The following is a 23,925-nucleotide window of genomic DNA, read 5'->3' as shown; positions in this document are numbered from 1 at the left end:
ACTCTACTCCCCAACCAACACCAAAAACTCTTCTTCACCCACTACTTTAACGCCCAGTTTTTCAGCTTTTGCCATTTTTGAGCCAGCCTTATCACCTGCCAGTAACGCCGTGGTTTTTGCAGAGATGCTACCAGATACTTTGGCACCAAGCGCTTGCAGTTTGGCTTTGGCTTCATCGCGTGCCATGCTATCAAGCGCGCCAGTAATCACCCATGTTTGACCATCGAGCGGCAATCCTTCTGACGCGACCTGCTCAACCTTATCCCAATGCACGCCTGCCTCGCGTAATGCATTGATGACTTCGATATTATGCGGTGCGCGAAAGAATTTATAAGTAAGTTCAGCGGTAATAGCACCCACATCTGGCGTGAGTAGCAGTTTTTCGATACTGGCAGACATTAAGGCATCAAGATCGCCAAATTGTTGAGCGAGGTTTTGCGCCGTCGTCTCACCGACACCGCGAATACCCAGCGCATAGATAAAGCGTGCGAGCGTCGTCTGCTTACTGGCTTCGATAGCGCTGAGGATATTTTGAACAGATTTTTCGCCCAGTTTCTCAAGCGTAATCAGCTCCTCTTGATGATTGTGCAACTGATAGATATCGGCAACGGTCTTGACCAAACCGTGCTCAAAAAAGCTAATCAGCCAACTTGCGCCTAAGCCATCGATATCCATCGCCCGACGCGAGACAAAGTGAATGAGCGCCTCGACCTGCTGCGCGGGACAAAATAGCCCACCGGTGCAACGCGCCAATGCTTCATCTTTGGGCAGCACCACTGGCGAGTCGCATACTGGGCAAGTCGATGGCAACTTAACGGGTTCAGAGTTTTCTGGACGCTGATCTGTCCAAACGCGGGTGACTTTAGGTATCACATCCCCTGCACGATGGACGCTGACCATATCGCCTGCACGCACATCCAATCGCTGAATCTCACCAAAGTTATGCAGCGTGACATTGCTGACCGTGACGCCACCGACTTTCACGGGTTCTAATTTACCGACTGGAGTAATCGCGCCAGTGCGTCCGACTTGCCACTCGATAGCATGCAAGCGTGTCATGACGGTTTCGGCAGGGAATTTATAAGCGGTTGCCCAGCGCGGCTCACGCGATAAAAAACCAAGCTGTTGCTGCAACGCCAAGCTATTGACCTTGATGACCATACCATCAATCTCGAACGGCAGATCGCCACGTGTCTCCTTTACCGATTCATAATAGGCTTGAGCCTCGCGTGGATTTTGTACTACCTCAACTGCACTGACGGTAAAGCCAATGGTTTTTAGCCAAGCAAGCGCTGCTGATTGGGTTTTGATATGCTCAGGTAACCCTTGATTGACAGAATAGCAATAAAACGCGAGCGGACGGCTAGCGGCAATGGCGGGATCAAGTTGTCTTAAACTTCCAGCGGCAGCATTGCGTGGATTGGCAAAAGTTTTGTCGCCCTTTTCTTCAGCAAGGCGGTTCAAACGCTCAAAGCCCGCTTTCGGCATCAGCACTTCACCGCGTACTTCTAATAGCTCAATATCGCTTGCAGCAGGAATCCATAGCGGCAAGTTACGGATAGTTTTGGCATTTTGGGTAATATCCTCGCCCGTTTGTCCATCACCGCGTGTCACCGCTTGGACAAACTTGCCATAAGCATATTTGAGCGATACCGCCAAGCCATCTAGCTTTAGCTCCATCTCGTATTCAGGGCTTTGCTGAGCCACGCTTAAGCGGTCATTAACGCGGCGCATAAAATCACGCAAATCATCGTATTCAAAGACGTTGCCAAGCGACAGCATCGGAATATCATGGGTGACTTGCGTAAATGCCGATAGCGGCATATCGCCAACTTGATTGATTGGGCTATCCGGCTGTATTAAATCGGGATATTCTTCTTCAAGCTCCAATAAAGAGCGACGCAACTGATCGTATTCGCTGTCTTCTAAGATGGGATTGTCGAGCACATAATAGGCATAATTGTGCTTCTTAAGGGCATCAATAAACGTGCGCATTTGAGCCACGATAGCATCTTCGTTTGCTGCAGATTTTGCAGTATTGATGTCTTTAGAGGTAAGCGGTGCGATAGGGTCAGTCATAGTCGGTGTTTTTTCTTTGCAATTCAAGATGTCGATATGATAACAAGTTTGCAAGATACTCGGATAAACTTTTAATGAAAATGACTGGTTTGCAAAAGTAAAAAGGCAAATAACGTCATCGCTATTTGCCTTTTTTAGTACTGATACTATTTATCAATTGTAATCAACTTTGGTAGCGATCAACCTTCATAATCGCGCACTTGGTTGCGTAATTGTTGCTTGTATTCAGGCGTGATTGGGTCGTTCTCTTCATCTAGCATCACAGCGTCCAAATCGCTTGCCATCATATAAGCGATGCTCATCATACTATCAAAACTGCGCAGCGCTTGCGGATGCGGCAAAGACAAAAATACCACCACGCCGTTATAGTTATTGGTCGCCACGCTATGCGGATCAAAAGGGGCGATACCACTATCGGTGATGCCCATCATACTAAACCATAGCATACCGGTGCCGTCTTTTTGCTCATAGCGATGGAACATATTCATCGCGCCATAACGCAGACCATATTTATCGATCAATGCCAATAAATCACGACCGCGAATCAACGCTGCTGGACGGTCACGATATTGGTGCGGCAAGATGGTGATATTGATATTGTCTTTGGCATTGATAAGTGGTGCATTTTGCGTATCATCGACCGGCTCTGATAAATGCTGATCAAGTATCGGGCTATTATCATTGAAACTTGGCTCTTCTGCCGTATCAATAGATGGCATCAGGCTGTCAGTTGCCGATACCAAGCTTGAAAACGCATCAGGCTCTTGTTCAATATGCATTTGCTCAGCAGCAGAGGTAAATTCGCTATTATCGTTATGCTGCTCTGCCTGCCAGCGCGCATAATCTTCATCATTTACTTGGCTATAGCTATCGTTTACATCACTACTAACATTATCGTATCCAGACATCAGCTGTGCATCGTCTTGCTGACGCGCTTGGCTCAAAGGTGCATCTTCAACGACTGCATTCAGATAACTGCGGTCAGGCGTGATACTGGTTTCGCCAGCGATCGTGTCGTCTAAATCTGGCTGGTCGACGATATTGCGCTCATGACGCGGTATGATAGGAATACCGTTTTTATCATAATTGACCGCGGCAGCTTCTGCATTTTTGCGACGCTTAAAGCTACGCATGACCATAATTAGCCCGGCAAGCACAATCAATGCAGCAATGGCGATCAATATAAACTGAATAGCGGTCATGAGAAATAATCCTAATCTACGACAAAAGAGAATACATAAGAGGGAATAAATGGCAATAGTCTAGCATGGCTAATTAACATCGTCACCATATAGTCATCGTTTACCGTGAGGCTGACACACTTGCGTGACCTTCTGCCCTGACCCCTAACTATACCACTGACAATCGCTGCCAGTTATCACTATTTTTGCTATTCAGCAATATAAAGTGCGGCTTCATCGAGCGATACGCTGACCAAGGTAGAAATCCCTGCGCTTGGCATGGTAACACCTTTTAATTCATCAGCAATTTGCATGGTTAATTTATTATGGCTAATAAAGATAAACTGCAAATCGTCTGCTAATTCATGAATGAGACTGGTAAAACGAGCGACATTAGCATCATCAAGCGGCGCATCAACCTCATCAAGCACGCAAAATGGAGCTGGATGCTGCTTAAATATCGCAAAAATTAAGCTCAGCGCGGTGAGGGTTTTTTCACCACCCGACAGTACAGCTAGGCGACTATTACGCTTGCCTTTAGGCTGTGCCATCAAGGTAAGCCCTGCCCGCCACTGCTCTGACTTGTATTTGTCAGCGGGGATATTGGCTGGCATATCGTCTGTATTCAACGTCAAACTGGCTTGACCACCGCCGAAGACTTTGGCAAATAAGTTAGCAAGCTCGTTATTGACCGCATCAAGTGTCTGCATAAATAATGTCTTGGTAGTTTCATCAATCGAGGCAATTGCTTCAGTCAATGTCTGCATACTGGCAGCAATATCTGCGGTCTGCTGCGCCAGTGGCTTTAAGCGCTCATTAACTTCTGCCAACTCTGCCACGGCTGCAAGATTAACTGCGCCAATTTTGCTTAATTGCTGCTCAAGCTTGTTACGCTCAGATTCTAATTCTGCGATTTTGTCTGGACGCACACAGCGATCATGAGCGATAAAATCTGCCAATAAGTTTGAGACACTCATCACTTGTTGCTGATGCTGTGGCCGCTGAGATATATCCGACTGCGCTTTATATTTATGACTCATATTAGAGTACGTATCTAGCGCTTCTTGCGTATGGCTGCTAGCATCCTCTAATTTTGCAGCGCTTAATGCCAACTCGGTGGCGAGACGTGCAAGTTCAGACTGCTGAGTTTGCAATGTATGTTGCAGCGTATCTAGCTTGACCTGCTGCTGATTATACTCTTGCTTAAGCGCCGTTAATGCTGTCTCACGCCTTGTTAATAACGTCTGCTGCTCATCACGCGCCGTTTGCACTGTTTGCAGGGCTGCTTGCAGTGCTGGCAGCTTACTTTGCTGCTGTTCATAATTTGTCTGTAAAATTTTCTCGCTTTGCAGTGACTTATCGTGTTGCTCGGTCACACGCATAAGGCTGCTTACGCCATGTTCTACACGTATCTCGCTCTGCTGGATACGCAGCTGCAATGCTTGCCACTCATCATCGTCTGCCTGACGGGTGCGACTTAACTCACCGCGCTCAGCTTGTAATTGCTGCGTTGTCGCTCGAGCATCAGTGATTTGTGGCGTTAGCGCCGCTATTTCGCTTTGGATATCCTGTAGCTCATTATTAAGCGTTTGTTGTTCTTGCTTAAGCTCTTGCTGCTCTTGCTCAAGGGCTATTTTATCAGCGCTTAAGCGTTGGCTGTCCGCTTGTAGACGCTCAGCATTAGCGCGTTGAGTGGTGAGCTGCTGCTGATATTTATGCTGGTCACGGGTCAATTGCTCAGCTTGCGCACGGGTTTCTTCTAAGCTGACCGTTAGTGCATCATAGTTACGCTGATTATTAGCAATAGCCTTTTGCTGATTTTGGATTTTGGCTTCAAACTCATCAAGCAGATCTTCTAACACTTGCAGACGGCTGCGCTGCTGTAAACGCTGAGTTAAAAATTGACTATTGCTATCGTTTTGACCATTTTTCGCGCCAGCATACTTGCTTAGATTAATCGTCCCCTGACGACTAATAAGCCAACCATCAGAAGTTAGCAAAATGGCTACTGGCGGCAATGCCTTTAAAATCTCAGCAAGCACCTCTAACGTTTGCTTATTATTTGTCTCAGGTTGCGCAATATATAAATAGCATTCCTGCCAAAGCGCTAAGTTCGGTGCGCTAATCAGCTCTGATAGAGGTAGTACTTTATCACTTAGAGTATCTGGAAATTTACTGATAAATGGCTTTGTAGCTAACTCATTTTGCGTAGCAGATAACCATAAGCTGTGACCCATACCTACTGACGATTTATCTTTATTAGAAATAGGCTGGTTTTGTGCCATTTGATAAATAAACAGACTATCCAAATCGTGTTCAAGCGCTTGCCATAAACTTTTCGCTTCTTGAAAACCTCTGGTGTGTTGTTGATTAGATGCTTTATCAATCAATACATGACTATCCAACCACAACGCCAATACGCTATCGAGTAGTTGCGCATGTTGTTTGCCTGTCTCGCTTAGCTCAATCTGCTCGCGCAAGGTTGATATGGACAGCTCTTTATAATCGCTGACTATTTCGCTTCCTAACTCACCTTTAACATCAGCAGTTTTTGCATGAACAAGCGGTTGCGATTTTGGAATAGGTTTAGGATGCAATATTTGATGTAAAGTATCGTACTCACTTGCCAATACGGCATGACGTTTTTCAAATTCACTTAACTCGCGCTGCTGCATGTTTAAACGCTGCTGTAAATCATGCGCTTGCGGTTGTAGCTCTGACAGACGTTCATCAACGCTATCTTGTTGACGCTCAATTTGTTGCAGCTGTTTATTTAGCTCAGTCACTTGCGTATCTAATGTGTGCTGTAAATTGTTCGCCTCAGCTGGCTCTTGCTCGTCAGCACAATTATTTAGAGATACAGATTGTTGTAATTGCTGCCAGAGATTTTGCCAATTTTGCTGGCGGCGCTGCCACTTATTATGGTTTTGCTGATAACGTTTTTGTGCTTGGCTATTAATCGCTTGCTGCTGTTCAAGCGTACGCGCAGTATCTTGTAGCCTTGATAGCTGATTTTGCGCATCATGGTAGGCGCGCTGCAACGGTTGCTCGTTGCGTTTATGCGCTTCACGTTTATTCGTTAATTCAATGAGCTTCGGACGCAATAATTCTAGCACCTTCTGCTGATCAACTTCATCAGATTTTAAGCGCTCAATTTCATCGACTGCTTGCTGACGCTGCTGCTCTAAACTGGCTAGTTGCTGCTCAATGGTGGTCAGCTGTGACTTTGCATCACTGAGCTGGTGCTCTGCTTGTTGATAGCTTAGCTGCTGCTGATAATGGCTGCTTTGGGCATCGTCTTTGAGCCACTGCTCCTGATTGATATATGTCGCAAGCTTATCTTGTTTGGCTTTTAGAGTCTCATAGTCGGCTTGTAAGGTTGCAACCTCAGTGGCACTACGCTCATGAGCGATTTTCTGCTGCTGCTGATTATGTTTGGCTTGATATAACTGTTGAATGGCAAGTTGTTGTTTAATATCAGCAAGCGTTAACGCCAGCTCTTCATAACGCTCAGCACTGGCGGCTTGCTTAGACAAGCGTTTTTGTTGGCTGACCAGCTCGCTTTGCATATCATGCAGACGTGCCAAATTGTCTTTAGTTTTTTCTAACTTCTTTTGCGTCTCTTCACGGCGGGCTTGATAGCGCGAAACCCCTGCCGCCTCTTCGATAAATTCACGTAGCTGCAGTGGGCTAGATTCAACAATACGCCCAATCATACCCTGCTCGATAACGGCATAACTGCGCGCACCAAGACCCGTACCCAAGAATACATCGATTACATCACGACGACGGCAGCGCGTGCCATTGATAAAATAATCTGAGCGTCCTTCCAAATTTACCTGACGGCGAACGGACAACTCTTGATATAAATTAAACTCATGGCGAATACCCGTCTGCTCGTCTTGCGTATGCTCAAAAGTCAGCTCAACGCTGGCGGCACTTTTGGCGGCTTTATCTTGCGTACCAGCAAAGATAACGTCACTCATCGCCCCGCCGCGTAATTGCTTGGCAGAGGTCTCGCCCAGCACCCAGCGAATGGCATCAATGACGTTGGATTTGCCGCAGCCGTTTGGCCCGACAATGGCAGTAATACCATGACGAAAGGTAAAAGTCGTAGGATTGGCAAAGGATTTAAAGCCTGCCAGCTTGAGAGATTTTAGACGCATGAATAATCAGTAAACTTAGCAAAAACAGGCGGCTATTCTACCTCAAATTGTGCTAAATTTTTAGGGTTTATGAGGGACGCTATAATATGGCTTAAAATCAATATCATTAATTTAAACACTAAAAATTAAGAGAATTAAAATGACTAACTATAATCCACAAGAACTACAGCAAAAATATGAGCAATGGTGCGAACTATACCGCTGGCAGCTCAAAGCGCAACAGCAGTTTTTGCAAGCTGAAGCATTGCTAAACAAGTTGAAAGATTACTATCTTAATCCACAATGGATGGCGGATCGTGAAGCGGATCTGCCAATTGAGCACTCAGGTAAAGAGCACTCTATCTTTAGTGAAGATGCGCTATGGAGTATGCTCAGCGACCATGATGAGCTGGCAAGAAAATGGATGCGTTTGGGGCTAGATGCGATTGATAAAAAGTAAAACCTAAATTATCCCAATCCCACTTAACAATAACTGCCCACCGGCAAATAACAATAATATGCCAAAAGCTCGCTTAAGCGTGAGCGCAGGCAGTATGTGGGCAAGTTTGGCACCGACCTTTGCCATCGCAAAGCTAGCAACGGAAATACATAAGAATCCTGTGATATGGACAAAGCCTATCGTACCTTCGGGCATATTAACCACATCTTGACCAAACCATGCAAACCCTGCTGCGCCAGCCAATGCAATAGGTAAACCACAAGCGGCAGACGTACCGACCGATTGCTTCATCGGTAGCCCTGCCCAGTTTAAAAATGGCACGGTCAAGCTACCGCCGCCAATACCAAAGATAGAGGACGCCATGCCAATGCCCGTACCCGCGCCAAACTGCACACCAACCGACGGTAATGGTTTGCCCAACTGCTCTTTATTGGAGAAGAAGAACATCTTTAAAGCGACCAATAAAGCACCGACACCGATAATCGCTTGCAATACCTTACCGTCAATCATATCGGCAATGCCTGCCCCAACCAGACTGCCGATGACCAAGCCCAACGCCATCTTGCGCCATACTTCCCAACGTACACCGCCGCGTTTATTATGCGCAGTTAATGAGCTGATCGAAGTCACAACGATGGTCGCCAAGGAAGTGCCAATCGCCAAATGGGTCACCACTTCAGGAGGAAAATTATAAGCCGCAAAAATCCACACCAATGCTGGTACGATAATCATACCGCCACCGACGCCAAACAAGCCTGCGCTGACGCCAGCAAACGCCCCTGCAATCACAAACCATACATATAACATCATTGAATCAGCCTTTTATCCTGCTTCTTTTTACTAGATTACTTTATCTTTTCAGCACTTATTGATCATACGCTTAATTGCATTTGCCAAATCGTATACTGACCTTTATTCTATCTACTCTATACTGCCTATTTGTGACCATCGCTCAGTATATCAAAAATTTCCCTTGCCACATTTATCACATTTGCTCTATTAACCAAAGCGAAAAAACGTATGCTGCCACTCGACTCTTTATCTGCTTGCGCCTCTAAGTCACACCTGCTTACTCATTTACCAGAGCTTAACCATCGGCACCTACTTAGCAGCGTCTCGACTAATAGTGAGCTCATAGCAGCAGTACAGGATGGCACGCTCAATGCCCATGATATGCATTTACTGACTGCTGAAACCCAAAGCGCAGGTCGCGGACAACACGGGCGCTCATGGCAATCACCACGTGGCAATGTTTATCTGTCGTTATATTATCCAGTACATATGCCGATTAGCGGTTTATTGTCGTTAATAATCGGTATTGAGCTGGCAAAAATGCCTGTTATTCAAACATTAAATGAACAACTAGCTAACCAAGGTTTAACACCTATAGGGGTAAAATGGGCGAATGACTTGGGATTTTATCAATCTCTCTCTGAAGCAGATGAAGCCGTATCAGGCACGCAAATTATTCAATTTAGCAAACTTGCTGGTATATTGATTGAGCCGGTTACCCAAGCGGGCAAATTGGTCGGCGTGGTGATGGGAGTTGGTCTTAATGTACAAGCAACTCCCAAGCTTACTGCCCAAACCTGCGAAGGTATGAGCTACCAAGCCATTAGCTTACAAGATATCGAGCAGCTGCTAGCGCCAGATAAACCAGCAAGTACGCTGCCAAGTCTACGAGAGCTTTATCAACAAATGAGCAAAGCACTGATGGCAGCAATGACACGCTTTGAGCATTTAGGGTTAGAGAAACCAACCGGTCAAACCTATAATTTAGACAGCTTCTTACAGCAATTTGACTCAATGGATGCACTAGCAGGACGGCGCTTACGTATTAGCCAAGAGCACAATGGTCAAACAGAGACGCTCACTGGCTATGCTTGCGGTATTGATACACATGGATGTTTGCAATTACGCCAAGATAACGGTAATATTTCTGCGCTTTTTACCGGACGCATCGACGTTATTGATAACGCTTAAAGCATTTACTGAATGCGCTCTATCTAAAGGGAATTTTATGCTCTGGCTTGATCTCGGCAACACTCGCCTTAAATACTGGCTGACCGATGATATCGGACAGATAGTCTCACATGACGCCAAGCAACATTTGCAAGCACCTGCCGAATTACTCATGGGTCTGATCGACCGCTTTGAGCGTTATGCCCCTGACTTTATCGGTATCTCATCGGTGCTCGGTGATGATCTTAATATCAAAGTCTCAGAGACACTCAGTCGCCTTAATATTCCGTTTGAATTTGTCCACGTCGATGCCAATTATCCGCTGATGAAAAGCGCTTATAATGATGAGCAGCTCGGCTGTGACCGCTGGCTACAAATGCTCGGCGCGGTGGATAGAACCAAACGTCAATGTGTGATAGGTTGCGGCACGGCGGTGACCATTGATTTGATTGACCATGCTGAGCATTTGGGCGGTTACATTTTCCCTAGTATTTATCTTCAGCGCGAGTCGCTATTTTCTGGTACCAAGCAAATTACCATCTCGAACGGTACTTTTGATAATGTTAGCCAAGGTCTCACCACGCAAGACGCGGTACATCGCGGGATACTACTATCTATCGTCGGTGCTATTAACGAGATTAGCACACGTCATCCCAACTTTGAAGTGATCATGACTGGCGGTGATGCAGCTATTATCGCCCAACACGTCAATCGCCCTGTACGCCTACGCGATGATTTATTATTAAATGGCTTGGCGCGCTATTTTGATCATAGTAAACAGGCATGATGACTGAAAAAATTTTATAAGCTAGAAATTAAAAAAGCAGGACGCTTAAAACGTCCTGCTTTTTTATGTCTATTTGATTTGAGAGCAATACAGAGTGCTAAAGGGATGAGCTGTTCGCAGACTCTGTTACGCCTGCGAACAGCACGCAAGAAAAATTTAGCCCATTAGCAGGAGGATATTAATGTATCGATTTTATTTTGAACTTAATATCTAATGAACACTCAATAATTCTTACTTAGTCTCGTTAAACAACTCACGACCGACTAGCATGCGGCGAATCTCACTGGTACCCGCGCCAATCTCATAAAGCTTGGCATCGCGCCAGTAACGACCAAGTGGATACTCGTTGGTATAGCCATTACCACCAAATATTTGAATGCCCTCGCCTGCCATCCAAGTGGCTTTTTCAGCACACCATAAAATCACACTGGCACAATCTTTACGTACTTCTCGACTATGACCGGCACCGCGCGCGTCCAACATATCGAGGTTTTTCCCGACCGTATATAAGAAGCTACGACCTGCTTGCAGTATCGTATACATGTCTGCAACTTTACCTTGAATAAGCTGAAACTCACCGATAGCTTGACCAAACTGCTTACGATCATGAATATAAGGCACGACATTGTCCATCACGGCTTGCATAATACCGATAGGACCTGCGGCCAATACCGCACGCTCATAATCCAGCCCGCTCATCAATACCTTAACGCCTTCGTTTAGACCGCCCAAAATATTTTCGCTTGGTACTTCTACATTTTTAAAAGTCATCTCACCAGTATGGCTACCACGCATGCCAAGCTTATCAAGCTTTTGAGCGGTGCCAAAGCCTTCCATGCCTTTTTCAACGATAAAAGCCGTCATGCCTTTAGCACCCAGCTCAGGATTGGTCTTAGCATAAACAACCATAACGTCCGCATCAGGACCATTGGTAATCCACATTTTGCTACCATTCAACACGTAACTGCCATCTTTTTCTTCGGCTTTTAGCTTCATACTAACGACATCTGAGCCAGCGCCTGTCTCACTCATTGCCAATGCACCGATGAATTCGCCACTAATGAGTTTTGGCAGGTACTTTTGCTTTTGTGCCTCAGAGCCATTACGTTTGATTTGGTTGATACATAGGTTTGAGTGCGCGCCATAGCTCAGCGCTACAGAGGCAGAAGCGCGGCTAATCTCTTCCATCGCCACCATATGTGCGACGTAGCCCATATTAGAGCCACCGTACTCTTCAGGAACGGTAATACCGTGTAGGCCAATATCACCCATCTTTTGCCATAAATCCATTGGGAACTCATCGCTACTGTCAATCTCGGCAGCACGTGGGGCTATTTCATTAGCCGCAAACTGTTGTACCATATCACGTAAGGCATCGATATCTTCGCCAAGCTGAAAATTCAATCCAGGTAAACTCATAGCCATTCCTTGTATTTTGATGTTTAATTTTTTACTAGCGCTGTGTCAATTTAAAAATAGATGATATAGCTGGGACAAATTTTCCTCGCTTGCTGTGCGACTTCGTCACTCCAGAGGCTTCAAAAAATTTGTCCCAGCCATAAACCTATCTATCTATTCATTTAGCTTATGACTAACTATATTCTTAATGAAATTAGTTAAGACTGACGTTTGTTAATTAAAGCACGTGCCACGTTTGAGCCATTAGGACGACCTAAAAATTCACTGATACGCTCACCTGCCACGACCAATTTATCCAAATCAATACCAGTACTGATACCCATACCATGCAGCATATAAACCACATCTTCAGTAGCGACATTGCCCGTTGCGCCTTTGGCATAAGGACAACCACCAAGTCCAGCGACGGAGGTATCAAATTCGCTAACACCTATTTGTAGTGCCGCTAATGTGTTGCTGAGGGCTTGACCGTAAGTATCGTGAAAATGTCCCGATAGCATACTGATATCAGCGTACTCTAACGCTGCTTGTAACGCACGCTGTACTTTGAGCGGCGTACCAACGCCGATGGTATCAGCAATGCCAATCTGCTCCGAGCCTATCTCAACCAAACGCTTGGTGACATAAGCCACTTGGCGTGGGTCAATTTCGCCTTCATAGGGGCAACCGACCGTGCAAGAGATAACGCCGCGTACTTTGATACCTTGCGCTTTTGCAGCAGCGGCAACGGGCGCAAAACGCTCAATACTTTCATCAATACTACAATTGATATTTTTTTGGCTAAAGGTTTCGCTTGCTGAGCCAAAGATGACGATCTCATCAGGACGATGCACGATAGCATTTTCAAAACCGCGCATGTTTGGAACCAATACCGAATAGCTCACATCACTGTGGCGTGTCGCTGCAAGTGCCTCTAACAGCGTGCTATTGTCGCCCATTTGCGGTACCCACTTTGGCGAGACAAAGCTAGTAGCCTCGAGCTTTTTAACCCCTGCGGCAATCAAGTCACTTATAAGCCTTTGCTTAACCGCAGTCGGCACGGTCATGGCTTCATTTTGCAAGCCATCACGTGGACTGACATCGACGATGGTGACGTGTTTTGGGTACGAGATACTCATACAGATTGTCCTTTTTACTGATTCTCTTGGCTATCAATACGCAGCAGCTCATCACCATCAGCAACCAAGTCACCCGCGCCAAATAACAATTCTGCCACCACGCCATCTGTCGGTGCAGTAATGGTATGTTCGATTTTCATCGCTTCAATGACAGCCAATGGCTCGCCCTTTTTCACGCTATCACCGATGGCGACTTTAAAGGCCACGACTTGCCCTGGCATTGGCGACTTTAAGCTACCGACCGCCGCATTCTCTTCGCCGACGTGCGCCATGATATCAACAAGGGTGATTTCATCACGCCCGTTATCAGTAAAGACATAGACGGTCTCATGGTTTGTCCAGCTTTGGGCGTTGATACGAGCACCATCTAACCATAGAGTATGATTGTGTGCGTCAATACTGGCGTAGCTAACCTCACCTTCATAGACACTTTCTGTCTGGGCGGCTATATTAGCGTTGCTATTATCTTGAGTCTTAGCAACTTCTTTCCCAATAACTAGCGTAAAGCTACTGAGGTTATCGCTGCCCTTTTTGTTATCTGAACAACTTGCATTGTGCCAGTTGCTAATAAGAGCTTTATAAGATTGCTCATTATAAACCAAGCTAAACGAGCGCGTATAATCGCTAAAGGCACGGAAACCCGTAGGCTTGCTAAAAGGATCTGACCCTTGCGTCGTCGATTCACTGGCAAGCTGCTGCGCAATAGCAGTAACCGCAAGCGTCGATAACTCAAGCGGATGCTGATCAAACAGCTGCTCACGCTCACGCTCAATCAACGCAGTATCAAGATTGGCTTGGCTAAACGATTCCGTATTAAGAATATAGCGCAAAAATGCGACGTTATTTGGCAGACCTACAATGCGTGTTTGAGCCAGTGCACGGTCGAGCTTGGCTAACGCTTGCTCGCGAGTGGGTGCATGCACAATCAGCTTAGCAATCATAGAGTCATAAAACGGGCTAATCACATCACCTTCGCGTACACCGTCATCGATACGCACACCTGTACCATCTTTATTGATGACAAACGTACTATGCTCAGGCTTTTGATAAGTGAATAAAGTACCTGTGGCTGGTAAAAAACCATTATCAGGATTTTCAGCACAAATACGCGCTTCAATCGCATGTCCGTTGATAGTCAGCTCTTCTTGTTTTTTCGGCAATGGTAAACCTGCCGCAACCAATAGCTGCCATTCAACCAAGTCGACACCAGAGATAGCTTCACTGACCGGATGCTCGACTTGCAGACGGGTATTCATCTCCATAAAATAAAAATTCATCGAGCCTTCGCGCTGCTCAACGATAAACTCAACCGTACCTGCGCCAAAATAATTGACCGCACGTGCCGCTTCGATTGCCGCTGTTCCCATTGCTTCACGCATCGCTGCATCGACACCCGGTGCCGGCGCTTCTTCTAATACCTTTTGGTGGCGGCGCTGTACGGAACAATCACGCTCAAACAGATGCACATAGTTGCCATGCGTATCACCGAATACTTGGATTTCGATATGGCGAGGTTTCAATGCGTATTTTTCGACCAATACTTGGTCGTTACCGAAGCTGGTAATCGCTTCACGGCGGCAAGATTCTAATAAATCAATAAAGTCACTGGACTGCTCAACGATACGCATACCTTTACCACCACCACCAGCACTGGCTTTAATCAGTACAGGATAGCCAATGCTATCGGCTTGCTGCTTTAAGAATGCACCATCTTGATTTTCACCATGATAGCCGGGTATTAGTGGCACGCCAGCCGTTTCCATCAACCGCTTTGATTCAGACTTACCACCCATAGCACGGATAGCGTCAGCTGATGGACCGATGAAGACCAAGTCAGCATCTTGACAAGCTTGGGCAAAGTCCGCGTTTTCACTTAAAAACCCGTAACCTGGGTGAATCGCTTGTGCGCCGGTCTCTTTTGCAATGGCAATGATAGCATCGCCTTTTAGGTAGCTGTCTTTGGGAGCCGAACCACCTAGATATACGGCTTCATCACAGACAGCCACATGCTTAGCCTCACGGTCAGCATCAGAATAAACCGCAACGGTACTTACACCCAAACGCTTGGCAGTCGCGGCAACTCGGCAAGCAATTTCACCACGGTTGGCGATCAAAATTTTAGAAAACATAACTATCCCTGTATCTTGTCGTTTTATCGTTGATAAATAATCAAACGGTAGGATGATATTCACGTATGACTATTTACGCTAAACTGGTTTTAGTATTCATTGGCAATTTAGCAAAAATATTTTTTATTGATACATGGCTATTTTGCTACTAGCCAATCAGGTTGGCGCTTTTGCAAAAATGCTTGCACACCCTCTTTACCTTGCTCTGATGAGCGAATATCAGCGATGCCTTTGACTGTATCGGCAATTAGTTCATCGGTAATCGGTGCGCCCGCGACTTCATGCAATAAGCGCTTGCAGGTTTTCATAGCCTCAGGGCTATTTTTAACGACTTTGGCACAAAATTCTGCAACTGCATCATCAAGCGACTCTTCACTGACGCGTTCATGGATAAAGCCAAGCTGACGGGCTTTTTTGCTATCAAATACTTCCGCACTGAGAAAATAACGCTGTGAGGCTCTGGCACCTAAAGCTCTAATCACATAAGGGCTAATGGTTGCTGGTGCTAAGCCCAGACGCACTTCGCTAAGACAGAAATTGGCAATTCTCACCGCGATAGCTACATCACAGACAGCAACCAAACCCATGCCGCCTGCATAAACATCCCCTTGTACCGCCGCTATCGTTGGTTTTGGGCATTCATAAATAGTCTTAAGCATTTGTGCCAATTTGTCCGCATCCGCTAGGTTTTCCTCATAGCTATAATCCGCCATGGCGCGCATCCAATTCAAATCGGCACCCGCACAGAACGCTTTACCGGCCGCTGCTAAAACGATAACGCGTACTTGCTCATCCTCGCCAAGCGTCTTGAAAGCATGGGTCAACTCAGCAATCATTTCATCATTAAAGGCGTTACGTATCTCAGGGCGATTCAAGGTTACTGTTGCAACGTGCTGCTCAACGTTAACCAATAGACTTTTATAATGATTCAAATTTTGTTGCATATCTTTCTCTATATTTTATGTATTGATGAGCACTAAATGACTGTCAATATACCGTTCATTGCTACATTCTAAAGACACCAAATTTTGTCTCTTCAATCGGTGCGTTATGAGCCGCGCTAAGCGCTAATGCCAACACATTACGGGTATCAGCAGGGTCAATCACGCCATCATCCCATAAACGAGCGGTAGCATAATAAGGATGACCTTGCTCTTCGTACATCTCACGAATCGGCGCTTTAAATGCTGCTTCGTCTTCATCGCTCCACGCTTCGCCTTTGCGGTCAAAGTTATCGCGCTTAACCGTTGCTAGTACCGACGCTGCTTGCTCGCCGCCCATCACAGAAATGCGCGCATTTGGCCACATCCATAAGAAGCGCGGGCTATAAGCACGTCCACACATACCGTAGTTACCCGCACCGAATGAGCCACCAACGATAACGGTGAATTTTGGTACTTTGGCATTCGCTACCGCCATCACCATCTTGGCACCATGACGGGCAATACCTTCGTTTTCGTATTTTCGCCCGACCATAAAGCCGGTGATGTTTTGTAGGAATATTAAAGGAATTTTGCGTTTACAGCACAGCTCAATAAAGTGCGTACCTTTTTGCGCCGATTCACTAAATAAGATGCCATTATTGGCAATAATGCCAACTGGCATACCTTCAATATGAGCAAAACCACAAACCAGCGTCGTACCAAAGCGCGCCTTAAATTCATCAAAGGCACTGTCATCGACGATACGAGCAATGATTTCTCTAATATCAAATGGCTTACGTTTATCGGTTGGAATGACGCCATATAGCTCTTTAGCATCATAGCGCGGTGGACGTGGTTTTATTTGATTTGGGATCTGTTTAGCAGAACGGTTTAAGTGGCTAACGATATTACGCGCGATTGATAACGCATGGGTATCGTTTTGCGCCAAATGATCGACCACCCCCGACAGACGGGTATGTACATCACCGCCGCCCAAATCTTCTGCTGTGACCTCTTCACCTGTTGCCGCTTTGACCAGTGGCGGACCACCTAAAAAAATAGTTCCTTGTTCTTTAACAATAATAGACTCGTCACTCATCGCTGGTACATAAGCTCCACCAGCCGTACAGCTGCCCATGACCACCGCAATCTGTGGAATGCCAGCGGCACTCATATTCGCCTGATTAAAAAATATACGTCCGAAGTGCTCTTTATCAGGGAATACTTCATCCTGATTGGGCAAGTTTGCACCGCCAGAATCGACTAAGTAGACACAAGGCAAGTTGTTTTCTTGGGCAATTTCTTGGGCACGTAGATGTTTTTTGACCGTCATTGGATAATAAGTACCACCCTTTACCGTGGCATCATTACAGACAATCATACACTCGATGCCATTGATACGACCGATACCAGCAATCACGCCCGCCGCTGGAATATCTTCGCCATACATATCGTGCGCTGCCATCGGAGCTACTTCTAAAAATGGCGTACCAACATCAAGCAAACGCTCGACACGCTCACGAGGTAGTAGCTTACCACGTGCTAAATGCTTGGCGCGTGCACGCTCTGAACCACCTTGGGCGACTTTACGCAGATGCTGATACAAGTCATCGACGACCTCTTGCATTGCAGCACTGTTCTGCTGAAATTCAGCGGCATTTGGACTCAGTTTACTGGTTATGATAGCGCTCATGATATCCCTTTTCTTTAATGCGTAAATGCGAGTAGCTTTTTTATGCGAATTTTTTTAACTACTGGTTATTTTAATATTTACTGAAAAATTTATTAGTAAAATAAGAAGTAAAACGGCTCAATTTTTTATAATCCTAACTCTTCTTTCATCTGCTCAATAATTTTATATTTCTGAATTTTACCAGTGATGGTCATTGGGTATTCAGTCACAAAGCGATAATAGGCTGGCACTTTATAATGAGCAATATGCTCACTACAGAATTGACGTACTTCTTCTTCCGTTAAGCTGCCAGCTTCTTTAGGTATAATCCAAGCAGCCAACACTTCACCATACTTTTCATCAGGAACGCCAACAATTTGCACATCACGGATTTTAGGATGACGATATAGATAGTTTTCGATTTCAACCGGATAGATGTTTTCACCGCCACGGATAACCATATCTTTACTACGACCGACGATTTTGACATAGCCATCTTCGTCCATGGTCGCCAAGTCACCGGTGTGCATCCAGCCATCTTGAATGGCTTCACGCGTTTTAAAGCGACTGCCCCAATAGCCTTTCATCACCGAATAACCACGGGTGAGTAACTCGCCAGTTTCGCCTAAGCGCACAATTTCACCTGTTTCGGTATCAATTACTTTGACTTCAAGCGCTGGCTGCACGAGTCCTACGGTCGAGACTTGCTTATCAAGTGGCGTATGTTCATTGGTTTGACAGGATACTGGGCTGGTTTCAGTCATGCCATAAGCAATGGTGACCTCTTTCATGTGCATCTCATCGATGACACGGCGCATGATCTCAATCGGACAACTAGAGCCTGCCATAATGCCAGTACGCAAAGTCGATAAATCAAAGTTTTCAAATTCAGGGTGGTCAAGCTCGGCGATAAACATCGTCGGTACGCCATGCAGACCAGTACATTTTTCTTCTTCGACTGCTTGCAGGACTGACAATGGCTCAAAACCATCGTTCGGATAGACGATACAGCCGCCATGCGTCAGAATCGCTAAATTACCGAGCACCATACCGAAGCAATGGTATAGCGGTACTGGAATACACAGTCTGTCTTCTTCAGTGAGATTCATAGCCTCACCGATAAAGTAGCCGTTATTTAAGATATTGCGATGGCTTAACGTCGCGCCTTTTGGCGTCCCTGTCGTGCCACTGGTAAATTGGACGTTAATAGCATCGGTGTTTTTAAGCTGCGCTTGACGCTCAGCAACCCGTGGATCATTGGCATCGCCTTCCGCCATCCAAGCAGAGAACTTCTGCATAAAACCAAATTCTTCATCAGAGTCTGGCTCATCAATCCAAATGATGCGCTCAATGGTTGGAATCTCGACCAAATCAAGCTGAGTATAATCTTTATGATAAATCTCAGGACACAGCTCACGGATTAGACTGGCATAATCACTGCTTTTGAAATGGCGCATCAATACCAATGCCGAGCAGCCAAGTTTATTTAAAGCATATTGCAGCTCAAAGGTACGGTAAGCAGGATTGATATTGACGAGGATAACGCCGACTTTCGCGGTTGCTAGTTGCATCAAGAGCCATTCAGCATTGTTGTGCGACCAGATACCGATGCGATCACCAATCTCAAGACCCATCTCAATCATGCTACTAGCCAGCTGATTGACATGCTGTTGCAGCTGTTGATATGTCCAGCGGATATTTTGATGGCGGACGACCAGTGCTTCGCGCTCAGGATATTTGGAGACAATAGCATCAAAAAAATCACCAATGGTCGCTTCAATCAGCGGCACATCAGGACCTTTATCATAGCTTTGGGTAAGTGGCGCATTTGCTGAGCGTGCACCCATATTGATGCTGGGGATATTATTTAGAATGGTATCGAAGTCAGAAACTTGAGTCATAACGAGTCCTTTCGTTTTACTTTTTATGGTGCTAATGAGTCGCCTGTCACCCATTCATTGTTCCTTGAACAGGTCTTGACGAGCGTTAGCTACTATACCGCCTTAAATCGAATGCTGTCAATAATAGTAATACAATATGTATCATTTAATTAGAATCCAATAGTAATGCTTTATTAAAGATAGCATAAAAATATGGCAGATATTTGACACAAAAAAGCCAGTCACGCTATGTATAGGTGGCTGGCTTTTTTTTAGCACTAAATTTTAGAGTATCCTCAACTTAAAAACATGATGCATGTTTAACAAACTAAAACCATAAACTACAGGCAATTTGCTAATTACTACACTGATACAATTGGCGGCGCCTTAATAGTAACAGTTGCGCTGACTTCATTATTATCATTGAGTAAATTCATAATAAGCTCATCTTCAGTTTCAGTGGTTACTTGCCAGTTGCCGTTTGCTTGCGGCACGCCCGTGGCCATCACTGAGATGGCTTTGTTTTTTAAGCGAATCATCGGTGGCTTATGCTCATAACCGCTATGCTCTAAACCTAATACATCATCAGCAATCGTTGCTGCTTGCGCACGTAGTGGCGCTACATAACGGCAGGCAACACCATTGATAGACATACAATCACCAATCGCATAGATATTATTGGTATTGGTTCGTAGTGTTGGCGCATCTACCACGATACCAGTGCGATGGTTGAACTCAACTCCAGCTGCAGTTGGTAATTTACCATCAACGGTCAGACCCGTGCTGGCAATCACATGGTCGACGATTAATATCTCAGATGACTGAGCATCTGTATCTTCTCCATTAGGAGCAAATGGCTCATAGCTAACTTGCAGCTTGCCGTCATCATTACGTATGACATCGGATACTTGATAACCGCCTAAAAAATTAATACCCTGCGATTGCACTGCTTTGGCAATACGAGCTGTCGCTTTTGGCGGTAGCATTTGCGATAGCGGCGCATCATTTAAATCAATTAAGGTCACCTCATGACCTGCCTTGAGCAAGTCCTCAGCAATCTCAGTGCCTACCATACCCGCACCGACAATCGCCACGTGCTGACTACCAATGGCAAGCTTTTCTTGCAATTGCCCAAAACGCTCAATATGATTGACATGCCATACCAAATCTTGCGGCAAACTCTTAGGGAAAATAGGATGAGCACCCATCGCTAAGACCAGCTTGTCATAGCTGATGGTTGCATAATTGGTATAAACAGGATCTGAGCGCAGCGCTGAGATAAGCTGTACCGTTTGCGCAGCAGCATCAATATCCGTGACTTGTGTATTGGCAAGTAAGGTCACTTGTGCCGCTTCTGCCGCATCAGCGCCAGTCGCGCGTACCAAGTCTGATGCCTGCTTGTTTTGGCTGATTGCCATGGTAAGCATCGGCTTATGATAACGATCGCCATTGTCTATGGTGATTAGAGTAATCGACACATCTTTGTCTTTGGCACGAATGGCATCAATCACGTGCCAGCCAGCCAAACCTGCACCAATGATGACAATACCTTTGGCGTCTGTTGCTGTAGTAATAGGAAATGTAGTTTCTGTGCTCATATTGACTCCATGATAGATGAGAGATTATATTGTTTTTATGATAGTGGCTGTTTATGATAGTGGCTGCCATTGTATCAGTAAACAGGTATTCACTCACGTAGGCGTTTATAAAGTCGCTTACAATAAAAAAAGCGCCTATTAATAGGCGCTCTAAATAAATCAACTCTAAATGACTGCCTTAATGATTGAGAATCTTTGATAAGAACATTTGCGCGCGGTCACTTTTCGCGCTTTCAAAAAACTCATCCTTGCTACAGTTTTCAACGATATGACCTTCATCCATAAAGATAATCCGATTGGCAACTTGACTGGCAAAGCCCATCTCATGGGTAACACACATCATCGTCATGCCCTCACGGGTTAGCTCAACCATGACATCAAGCACTTCTTGAATCATCTCAGGGTCAAGTGCTGAAGTTGGCTCATCAAAGAGCATCGCCACTGGATCCATTGCTAACGCACGTGCAATCGCGACACGCTGCTGCTGCCCACCGGACAGCTCAGCTGGATACTTTGCTGCTTGCGCCGTTAGTCCGACGCGGTCTAGATATGCCATGGCTTTTTGCTTGGCTTCCGCTTCTTTACGTCCCAATACTTTGATTTGCGCGACAGTCAAATTATCAACAATCGTCAGATGCGGGAACAGCTCAAAGTGCTGAAAGACCATACCGACACTACTACGTAATTTTGGCAAGTTGGTTTTTGGCGCGCCAACGGAGATACCGCTGACCATAATCTCGCCTTTTTGAAAAGGCTCTAGTCCATTAACCGTTTTTATTAAGGTCGACTTGCCGCTGCCCGATGGACCACAAACGACGACGACATCGCCTTTATGCACATGGGCACTACAGCCAGACAATACTTGAAAGTCACCATACCATTTGCTCACATCACTCATTTGGATGACGATTTCATCGCTTGCATGACCAGTGTTAGTGACCAGTCCGCCAAATTCATTTATATACGTGTCAGTATTATTCATTACTGGCTCATTCATCACTGGCTCCTAACCACATTATTTTCATCATTATTAAATATAGCTCTTAACGTACAGCTTCCGATATGAATTTATTAAAGATCATTAGAATCTTAAACGCTTTTGTACTTGTTGTACGCCAATAGAGGCACTCAAACTGATAATAAAATAAACAGCGCCTGCTCCTAATATATAGGGCGTTAATAAACCCATCAGCTCACCGCGTACATAAGCGGCGCGGAAAAAATCCGTCAAGCCAATTGCAAAAACCAATGTCGTATCTTGGAATAAAATAATACATTGCTGCAAAATCAGCGGTAGCATCTTGCGAAACGCCTGCGGCAAAATAATCAAGCGCATCGTTTGCCCATAGGTCATACCGAGCGCTTTGGCAGCGTTAACCTGTCCACTGCCGATAGATTGGATACCCGCACGTACCACCTCTGAAAAATATGCCGCTTCAAACATCATAAAGGCGACTACACACGAGGTAAAAGCTGTATCGAGTTGCAGATATTTACCAGCGACCCAAAAATAAATCATCGGTACGGCAAAATAAAACCAGAGAAGTACGAGCAGCAATGGCACAGAACGGAAATAATTGACGTATAGCTTTGCAGGTATCTCAAGTGCTTTGATACCAGACAAACGCATCAAAGCCAATACCGTCCCTAAGCTGAGACCGCCTAAGATTGCTAAAAATAATACTTTTAAAGTCGTCAGCATGCCACCCATCAAACCGGGATAGGCAGTTGCAAGTTCGGTCATATTCATTTTTGACTCCCTGCAATTAGCCCAGGCACACGCAATTTACGTTCAATTAGCCCCATAATGGCAATTAAAGACAGATTAAACACCAGATAAATAATGGTCGCATAGGTATAAATCTCAAGACTGTTTTGAGTATATTCACTGATGGTTTTGGTCTGACTGATCAGCTCCATTACCCCAACCAAAGACGCAACTGAGGCGTTTTTAAAGCAGTTGGTCAGCTCTGAGCTCAGTGGCGGTAAGATAATCCGAAACGCTTGTGGCAGCAGTACTTCTTTATAGGCTTGCGGGATACTAAAGCCAAGCGCGTAGGCAGCATTGATCTGCCCTTGAGGTAGTGACTCGATACCAGTACGTACTTGTTCAACAATACGAGCTGCGGTAAATAAACCAAGACCGATACTGGCTGACAGCATGGCTGAGGTATTGGGAGACAAGTCTTTATACCACCACTCTTGTATGGATGGCGTGAGCCAACCTGGGGCGATATAAAACCAGAAAAATAATTGTACCAATAAAGGGATATTGCGGAAAAACGTCACATAAGCAGTACCGATAGCACGTGCGCCTTTATTCGGCAAGGTACGCATGATGCCAAAAATAGTACCAACCACCATGGCGATTGCCCATGCAATACTGCCAATCAATAACAACCAGCCAAGACCAGTAATCATCCAATGGATATACAGCTCGCTACCGATACCGGTCTGCTCAAACAGCACACCCCAGTTCCAGCTATAATTCATAATTGTCTCTCCGAGCAACGGTTAAAAAGCCCACGCTTTCAGACTGCTATCAAACTATTTGACAAACAATCTGAACGCG

At 45.5% G+C, this 23,925-nt stretch carries 17 protein-coding genes; 3 read left to right on the top strand and 14 right to left on the bottom strand.

The window, feature by feature from the left end; genetic code table 11:
• Window positions 1-3: 3 nt before the first annotated feature.
• The 3 genes from ligA to PCRYO_RS01810 all read right to left on the bottom strand — a co-directional run bounded on the left by ligA (window position 4) and on the right by PCRYO_RS01810 (window position 7,426).
• Window positions 4-2,079 carry an NAD-dependent DNA ligase LigA gene (gene ligA / locus PCRYO_RS01820; protein ID WP_011512721.1) on the bottom strand — a complete coding sequence of 692 codons (2,076 nt, stop codon included), beginning with the start codon at window positions 2,077-2,079 and terminating at the stop codon, window positions 4-6.
• Window positions 2,080-2,258: 179 nt separating this feature from the next.
• On the bottom strand, window positions 2,259-3,281 hold the full coding sequence (locus PCRYO_RS01815) for a cell division protein ZipA C-terminal FtsZ-binding domain-containing protein (RefSeq protein ID WP_011512720.1): 1,023 nt from the start codon (window positions 3,279-3,281) through the stop codon (window positions 2,259-2,261).
• Window positions 3,282-3,469: 188 nt separating this feature from the next.
• A complete protein-coding gene (locus PCRYO_RS01810) occupies window positions 3,470-7,426 on the bottom strand; it encodes an AAA family ATPase (protein WP_011512719.1) in 3,957 nt (1,318 codons plus the stop codon).
• Between the two features lie 139 nt (window positions 7,427-7,565).
• Here PCRYO_RS01810 and PCRYO_RS01805 point away from each other — a divergent pair, with 139 nt between their 5' ends.
• Window positions 7,566-7,865: a DUF4298 domain-containing protein gene (locus PCRYO_RS01805; protein WP_011512718.1), complete on the top strand. Its 300-nt coding sequence runs from the start codon at window positions 7,566-7,568 to the stop codon at window positions 7,863-7,865.
• Window positions 7,866-7,868: 3 nt separating this feature from the next.
• Here PCRYO_RS01805 and PCRYO_RS01800 read toward each other — a convergent pair whose 3' ends face one another.
• The gene (locus tag PCRYO_RS01800; RefSeq protein WP_041753352.1) at window positions 7,869-8,672 is read right to left on the bottom strand and encodes a sulfite exporter TauE/SafE family protein; all 804 of its coding nucleotides are present in this window, start codon (window positions 8,670-8,672) and stop codon (window positions 7,869-7,871) included.
• A gap of 213 nt (window positions 8,673-8,885) precedes the next feature.
• Here PCRYO_RS01800 and PCRYO_RS01795 point away from each other — a divergent pair, with 213 nt between their 5' ends.
• On the top strand, window positions 8,886-9,848 hold the full coding sequence (locus tag PCRYO_RS01795; RefSeq protein ID WP_011512716.1) for a biotin--[acetyl-CoA-carboxylase] ligase: 963 nt from the start codon (window positions 8,886-8,888) through the stop codon (window positions 9,846-9,848).
• Between the two features lie 37 nt (window positions 9,849-9,885).
• Window positions 9,886-10,614, top strand: coding sequence for a pantothenate kinase (locus tag PCRYO_RS01790; protein ID WP_011512715.1), 729 nt, complete (start codon window positions 9,886-9,888; stop codon window positions 10,612-10,614).
• Window positions 10,615-10,845: 231 nt separating this feature from the next.
• Here PCRYO_RS01790 and PCRYO_RS01785 read toward each other — a convergent pair whose 3' ends face one another.
• From PCRYO_RS01785 to PCRYO_RS01740, 10 genes are all read right to left on the bottom strand, one after another.
• Window positions 10,846-12,033, bottom strand: coding sequence for an isovaleryl-CoA dehydrogenase (locus PCRYO_RS01785; RefSeq protein WP_011512714.1), 1,188 nt, complete (start codon window positions 12,031-12,033; stop codon window positions 10,846-10,848).
• Between the two features lie 197 nt (window positions 12,034-12,230).
• Entirely contained in the window at window positions 12,231-13,151 is a 921-nt protein-coding gene (locus PCRYO_RS01780) for a hydroxymethylglutaryl-CoA lyase (RefSeq protein WP_011512713.1), read from the bottom strand.
• Window positions 13,152-13,165: 14 nt separating this feature from the next.
• A complete protein-coding gene (locus tag PCRYO_RS01775) occupies window positions 13,166-15,280 on the bottom strand; it encodes an acetyl-CoA carboxylase biotin carboxylase subunit (RefSeq protein ID WP_011512712.1) in 2,115 nt (704 codons plus the stop codon).
• Between the two features lie 137 nt (window positions 15,281-15,417).
• The gene (locus PCRYO_RS01770) at window positions 15,418-16,224 is read right to left on the bottom strand and encodes an enoyl-CoA hydratase/isomerase family protein (RefSeq protein ID WP_011512711.1); all 807 of its coding nucleotides are present in this window, start codon (window positions 16,222-16,224) and stop codon (window positions 15,418-15,420) included.
• Window positions 16,225-16,285: 61 nt separating this feature from the next.
• On the bottom strand, window positions 16,286-17,896 hold the full coding sequence (locus PCRYO_RS01765; RefSeq protein ID WP_011512710.1) for a carboxyl transferase domain-containing protein: 1,611 nt from the start codon (window positions 17,894-17,896) through the stop codon (window positions 16,286-16,288).
• Between the two features lie 125 nt (window positions 17,897-18,021).
• Window positions 18,022-19,776 carry an AMP-binding protein gene (locus PCRYO_RS01760; RefSeq protein ID WP_041752942.1) on the bottom strand — a complete coding sequence of 585 codons (1,755 nt, stop codon included), beginning with the start codon at window positions 19,774-19,776 and terminating at the stop codon, window positions 18,022-18,024.
• A gap of 341 nt (window positions 19,777-20,117) precedes the next feature.
• A complete protein-coding gene (locus PCRYO_RS01755; protein ID WP_011512708.1) occupies window positions 20,118-21,353 on the bottom strand; it encodes an FAD-dependent oxidoreductase in 1,236 nt (411 codons plus the stop codon).
• A gap of 178 nt (window positions 21,354-21,531) precedes the next feature.
• Complete coding sequence (locus PCRYO_RS01750; protein ID WP_041753349.1) at window positions 21,532-22,251, bottom strand: amino acid ABC transporter ATP-binding protein; 720 nt, start codon at window positions 22,249-22,251, stop codon at window positions 21,532-21,534.
• Window positions 22,252-22,434: 183 nt separating this feature from the next.
• Window positions 22,435-23,103 carry an ABC transporter permease subunit gene (locus PCRYO_RS01745; RefSeq protein ID WP_011512706.1) on the bottom strand — a complete coding sequence of 223 codons (669 nt, stop codon included), beginning with the start codon at window positions 23,101-23,103 and terminating at the stop codon, window positions 22,435-22,437.
• On the bottom strand, window positions 23,100-23,846 hold the full coding sequence (locus tag PCRYO_RS01740; protein WP_011512705.1) for an amino acid ABC transporter permease: 747 nt from the start codon (window positions 23,844-23,846) through the stop codon (window positions 23,100-23,102). The genes PCRYO_RS01745 and PCRYO_RS01740 overlap by 4 nt, the downstream gene beginning before the upstream one ends.
• Between the last annotated feature and the right edge of the window lie 79 nt (window positions 23,847-23,925).

The organism is Psychrobacter cryohalolentis K5 (genome assembly GCF_000013905.1).
Taxonomy (GTDB): domain Bacteria; phylum Pseudomonadota; class Gammaproteobacteria; order Pseudomonadales; family Moraxellaceae; genus Psychrobacter; species Psychrobacter cryohalolentis.
The sequence above is the reverse complement of the archived record's forward strand: the minus strand, read 5'-3'. Positions and strand labels throughout refer to the sequence as shown.

Excerpts from the sequence above, each read along its gene's own strand:
- ligA (WP_011512721.1), bottom strand. The coding sequence starts at position 2,079 with ATGACTGACCCTATCGCACCGCTTACCTCTAAAGACATCAATACTGCA.
- PCRYO_RS01815 (WP_011512720.1), bottom strand. The coding sequence starts at position 3,281 with ATGACCGCTATTCAGTTTATATTGATCGCCATTGCTGCATTGATTGTG.
- PCRYO_RS01810 (WP_011512719.1), bottom strand. The coding sequence starts at position 7,426 with ATGCGTCTAAAATCTCTCAAGCTGGCAGGCTTTAAATCCTTTGCCAAT.
- PCRYO_RS01805 (WP_011512718.1), top strand. The coding sequence starts at position 7,566 with ATGACTAACTATAATCCACAAGAACTACAGCAAAAATATGAGCAATGG.
- PCRYO_RS01800 (WP_041753352.1), bottom strand. The coding sequence starts at position 8,672 with ATGTTATATGTATGGTTTGTGATTGCAGGGGCGTTTGCTGGCGTCAGC.
- PCRYO_RS01795 (WP_011512716.1), top strand. The coding sequence starts at position 8,886 with ATGCTGCCACTCGACTCTTTATCTGCTTGCGCCTCTAAGTCACACCTG.
- PCRYO_RS01790 (WP_011512715.1), top strand. The coding sequence starts at position 9,886 with ATGCTCTGGCTTGATCTCGGCAACACTCGCCTTAAATACTGGCTGACC.
- PCRYO_RS01785 (WP_011512714.1), bottom strand. The coding sequence starts at position 12,033 with ATGAGTTTACCTGGATTGAATTTTCAGCTTGGCGAAGATATCGATGCC.
- PCRYO_RS01780 (WP_011512713.1), bottom strand. The coding sequence starts at position 13,151 with ATGAGTATCTCGTACCCAAAACACGTCACCATCGTCGATGTCAGTCCA.
- PCRYO_RS01775 (WP_011512712.1), bottom strand. The coding sequence starts at position 15,280 with ATGTTTTCTAAAATTTTGATCGCCAACCGTGGTGAAATTGCTTGCCGA.
- PCRYO_RS01770 (WP_011512711.1), bottom strand. The coding sequence starts at position 16,224 with ATGCAACAAAATTTGAATCATTATAAAAGTCTATTGGTTAACGTTGAG.
- PCRYO_RS01765 (WP_011512710.1), bottom strand. The coding sequence starts at position 17,896 with ATGAGCGCTATCATAACCAGTAAACTGAGTCCAAATGCCGCTGAATTT.
- PCRYO_RS01760 (WP_041752942.1), bottom strand. The coding sequence starts at position 19,776 with ATGACTCAAGTTTCTGACTTCGATACCATTCTAAATAATATCCCCAGC.
- PCRYO_RS01755 (WP_011512708.1), bottom strand. The coding sequence starts at position 21,353 with ATGAGCACAGAAACTACATTTCCTATTACTACAGCAACAGACGCCAAA.
- PCRYO_RS01750 (WP_041753349.1), bottom strand. The coding sequence starts at position 22,251 with ATGAGTGATGTGAGCAAATGGTATGGTGACTTTCAAGTATTGTCTGGC.
- PCRYO_RS01745 (WP_011512706.1), bottom strand. The coding sequence starts at position 23,103 with ATGAATATGACCGAACTTGCAACTGCCTATCCCGGTTTGATGGGTGGC.
- PCRYO_RS01740 (WP_011512705.1), bottom strand. The coding sequence starts at position 23,846 with ATGAATTATAGCTGGAACTGGGGTGTGCTGTTTGAGCAGACCGGTATC.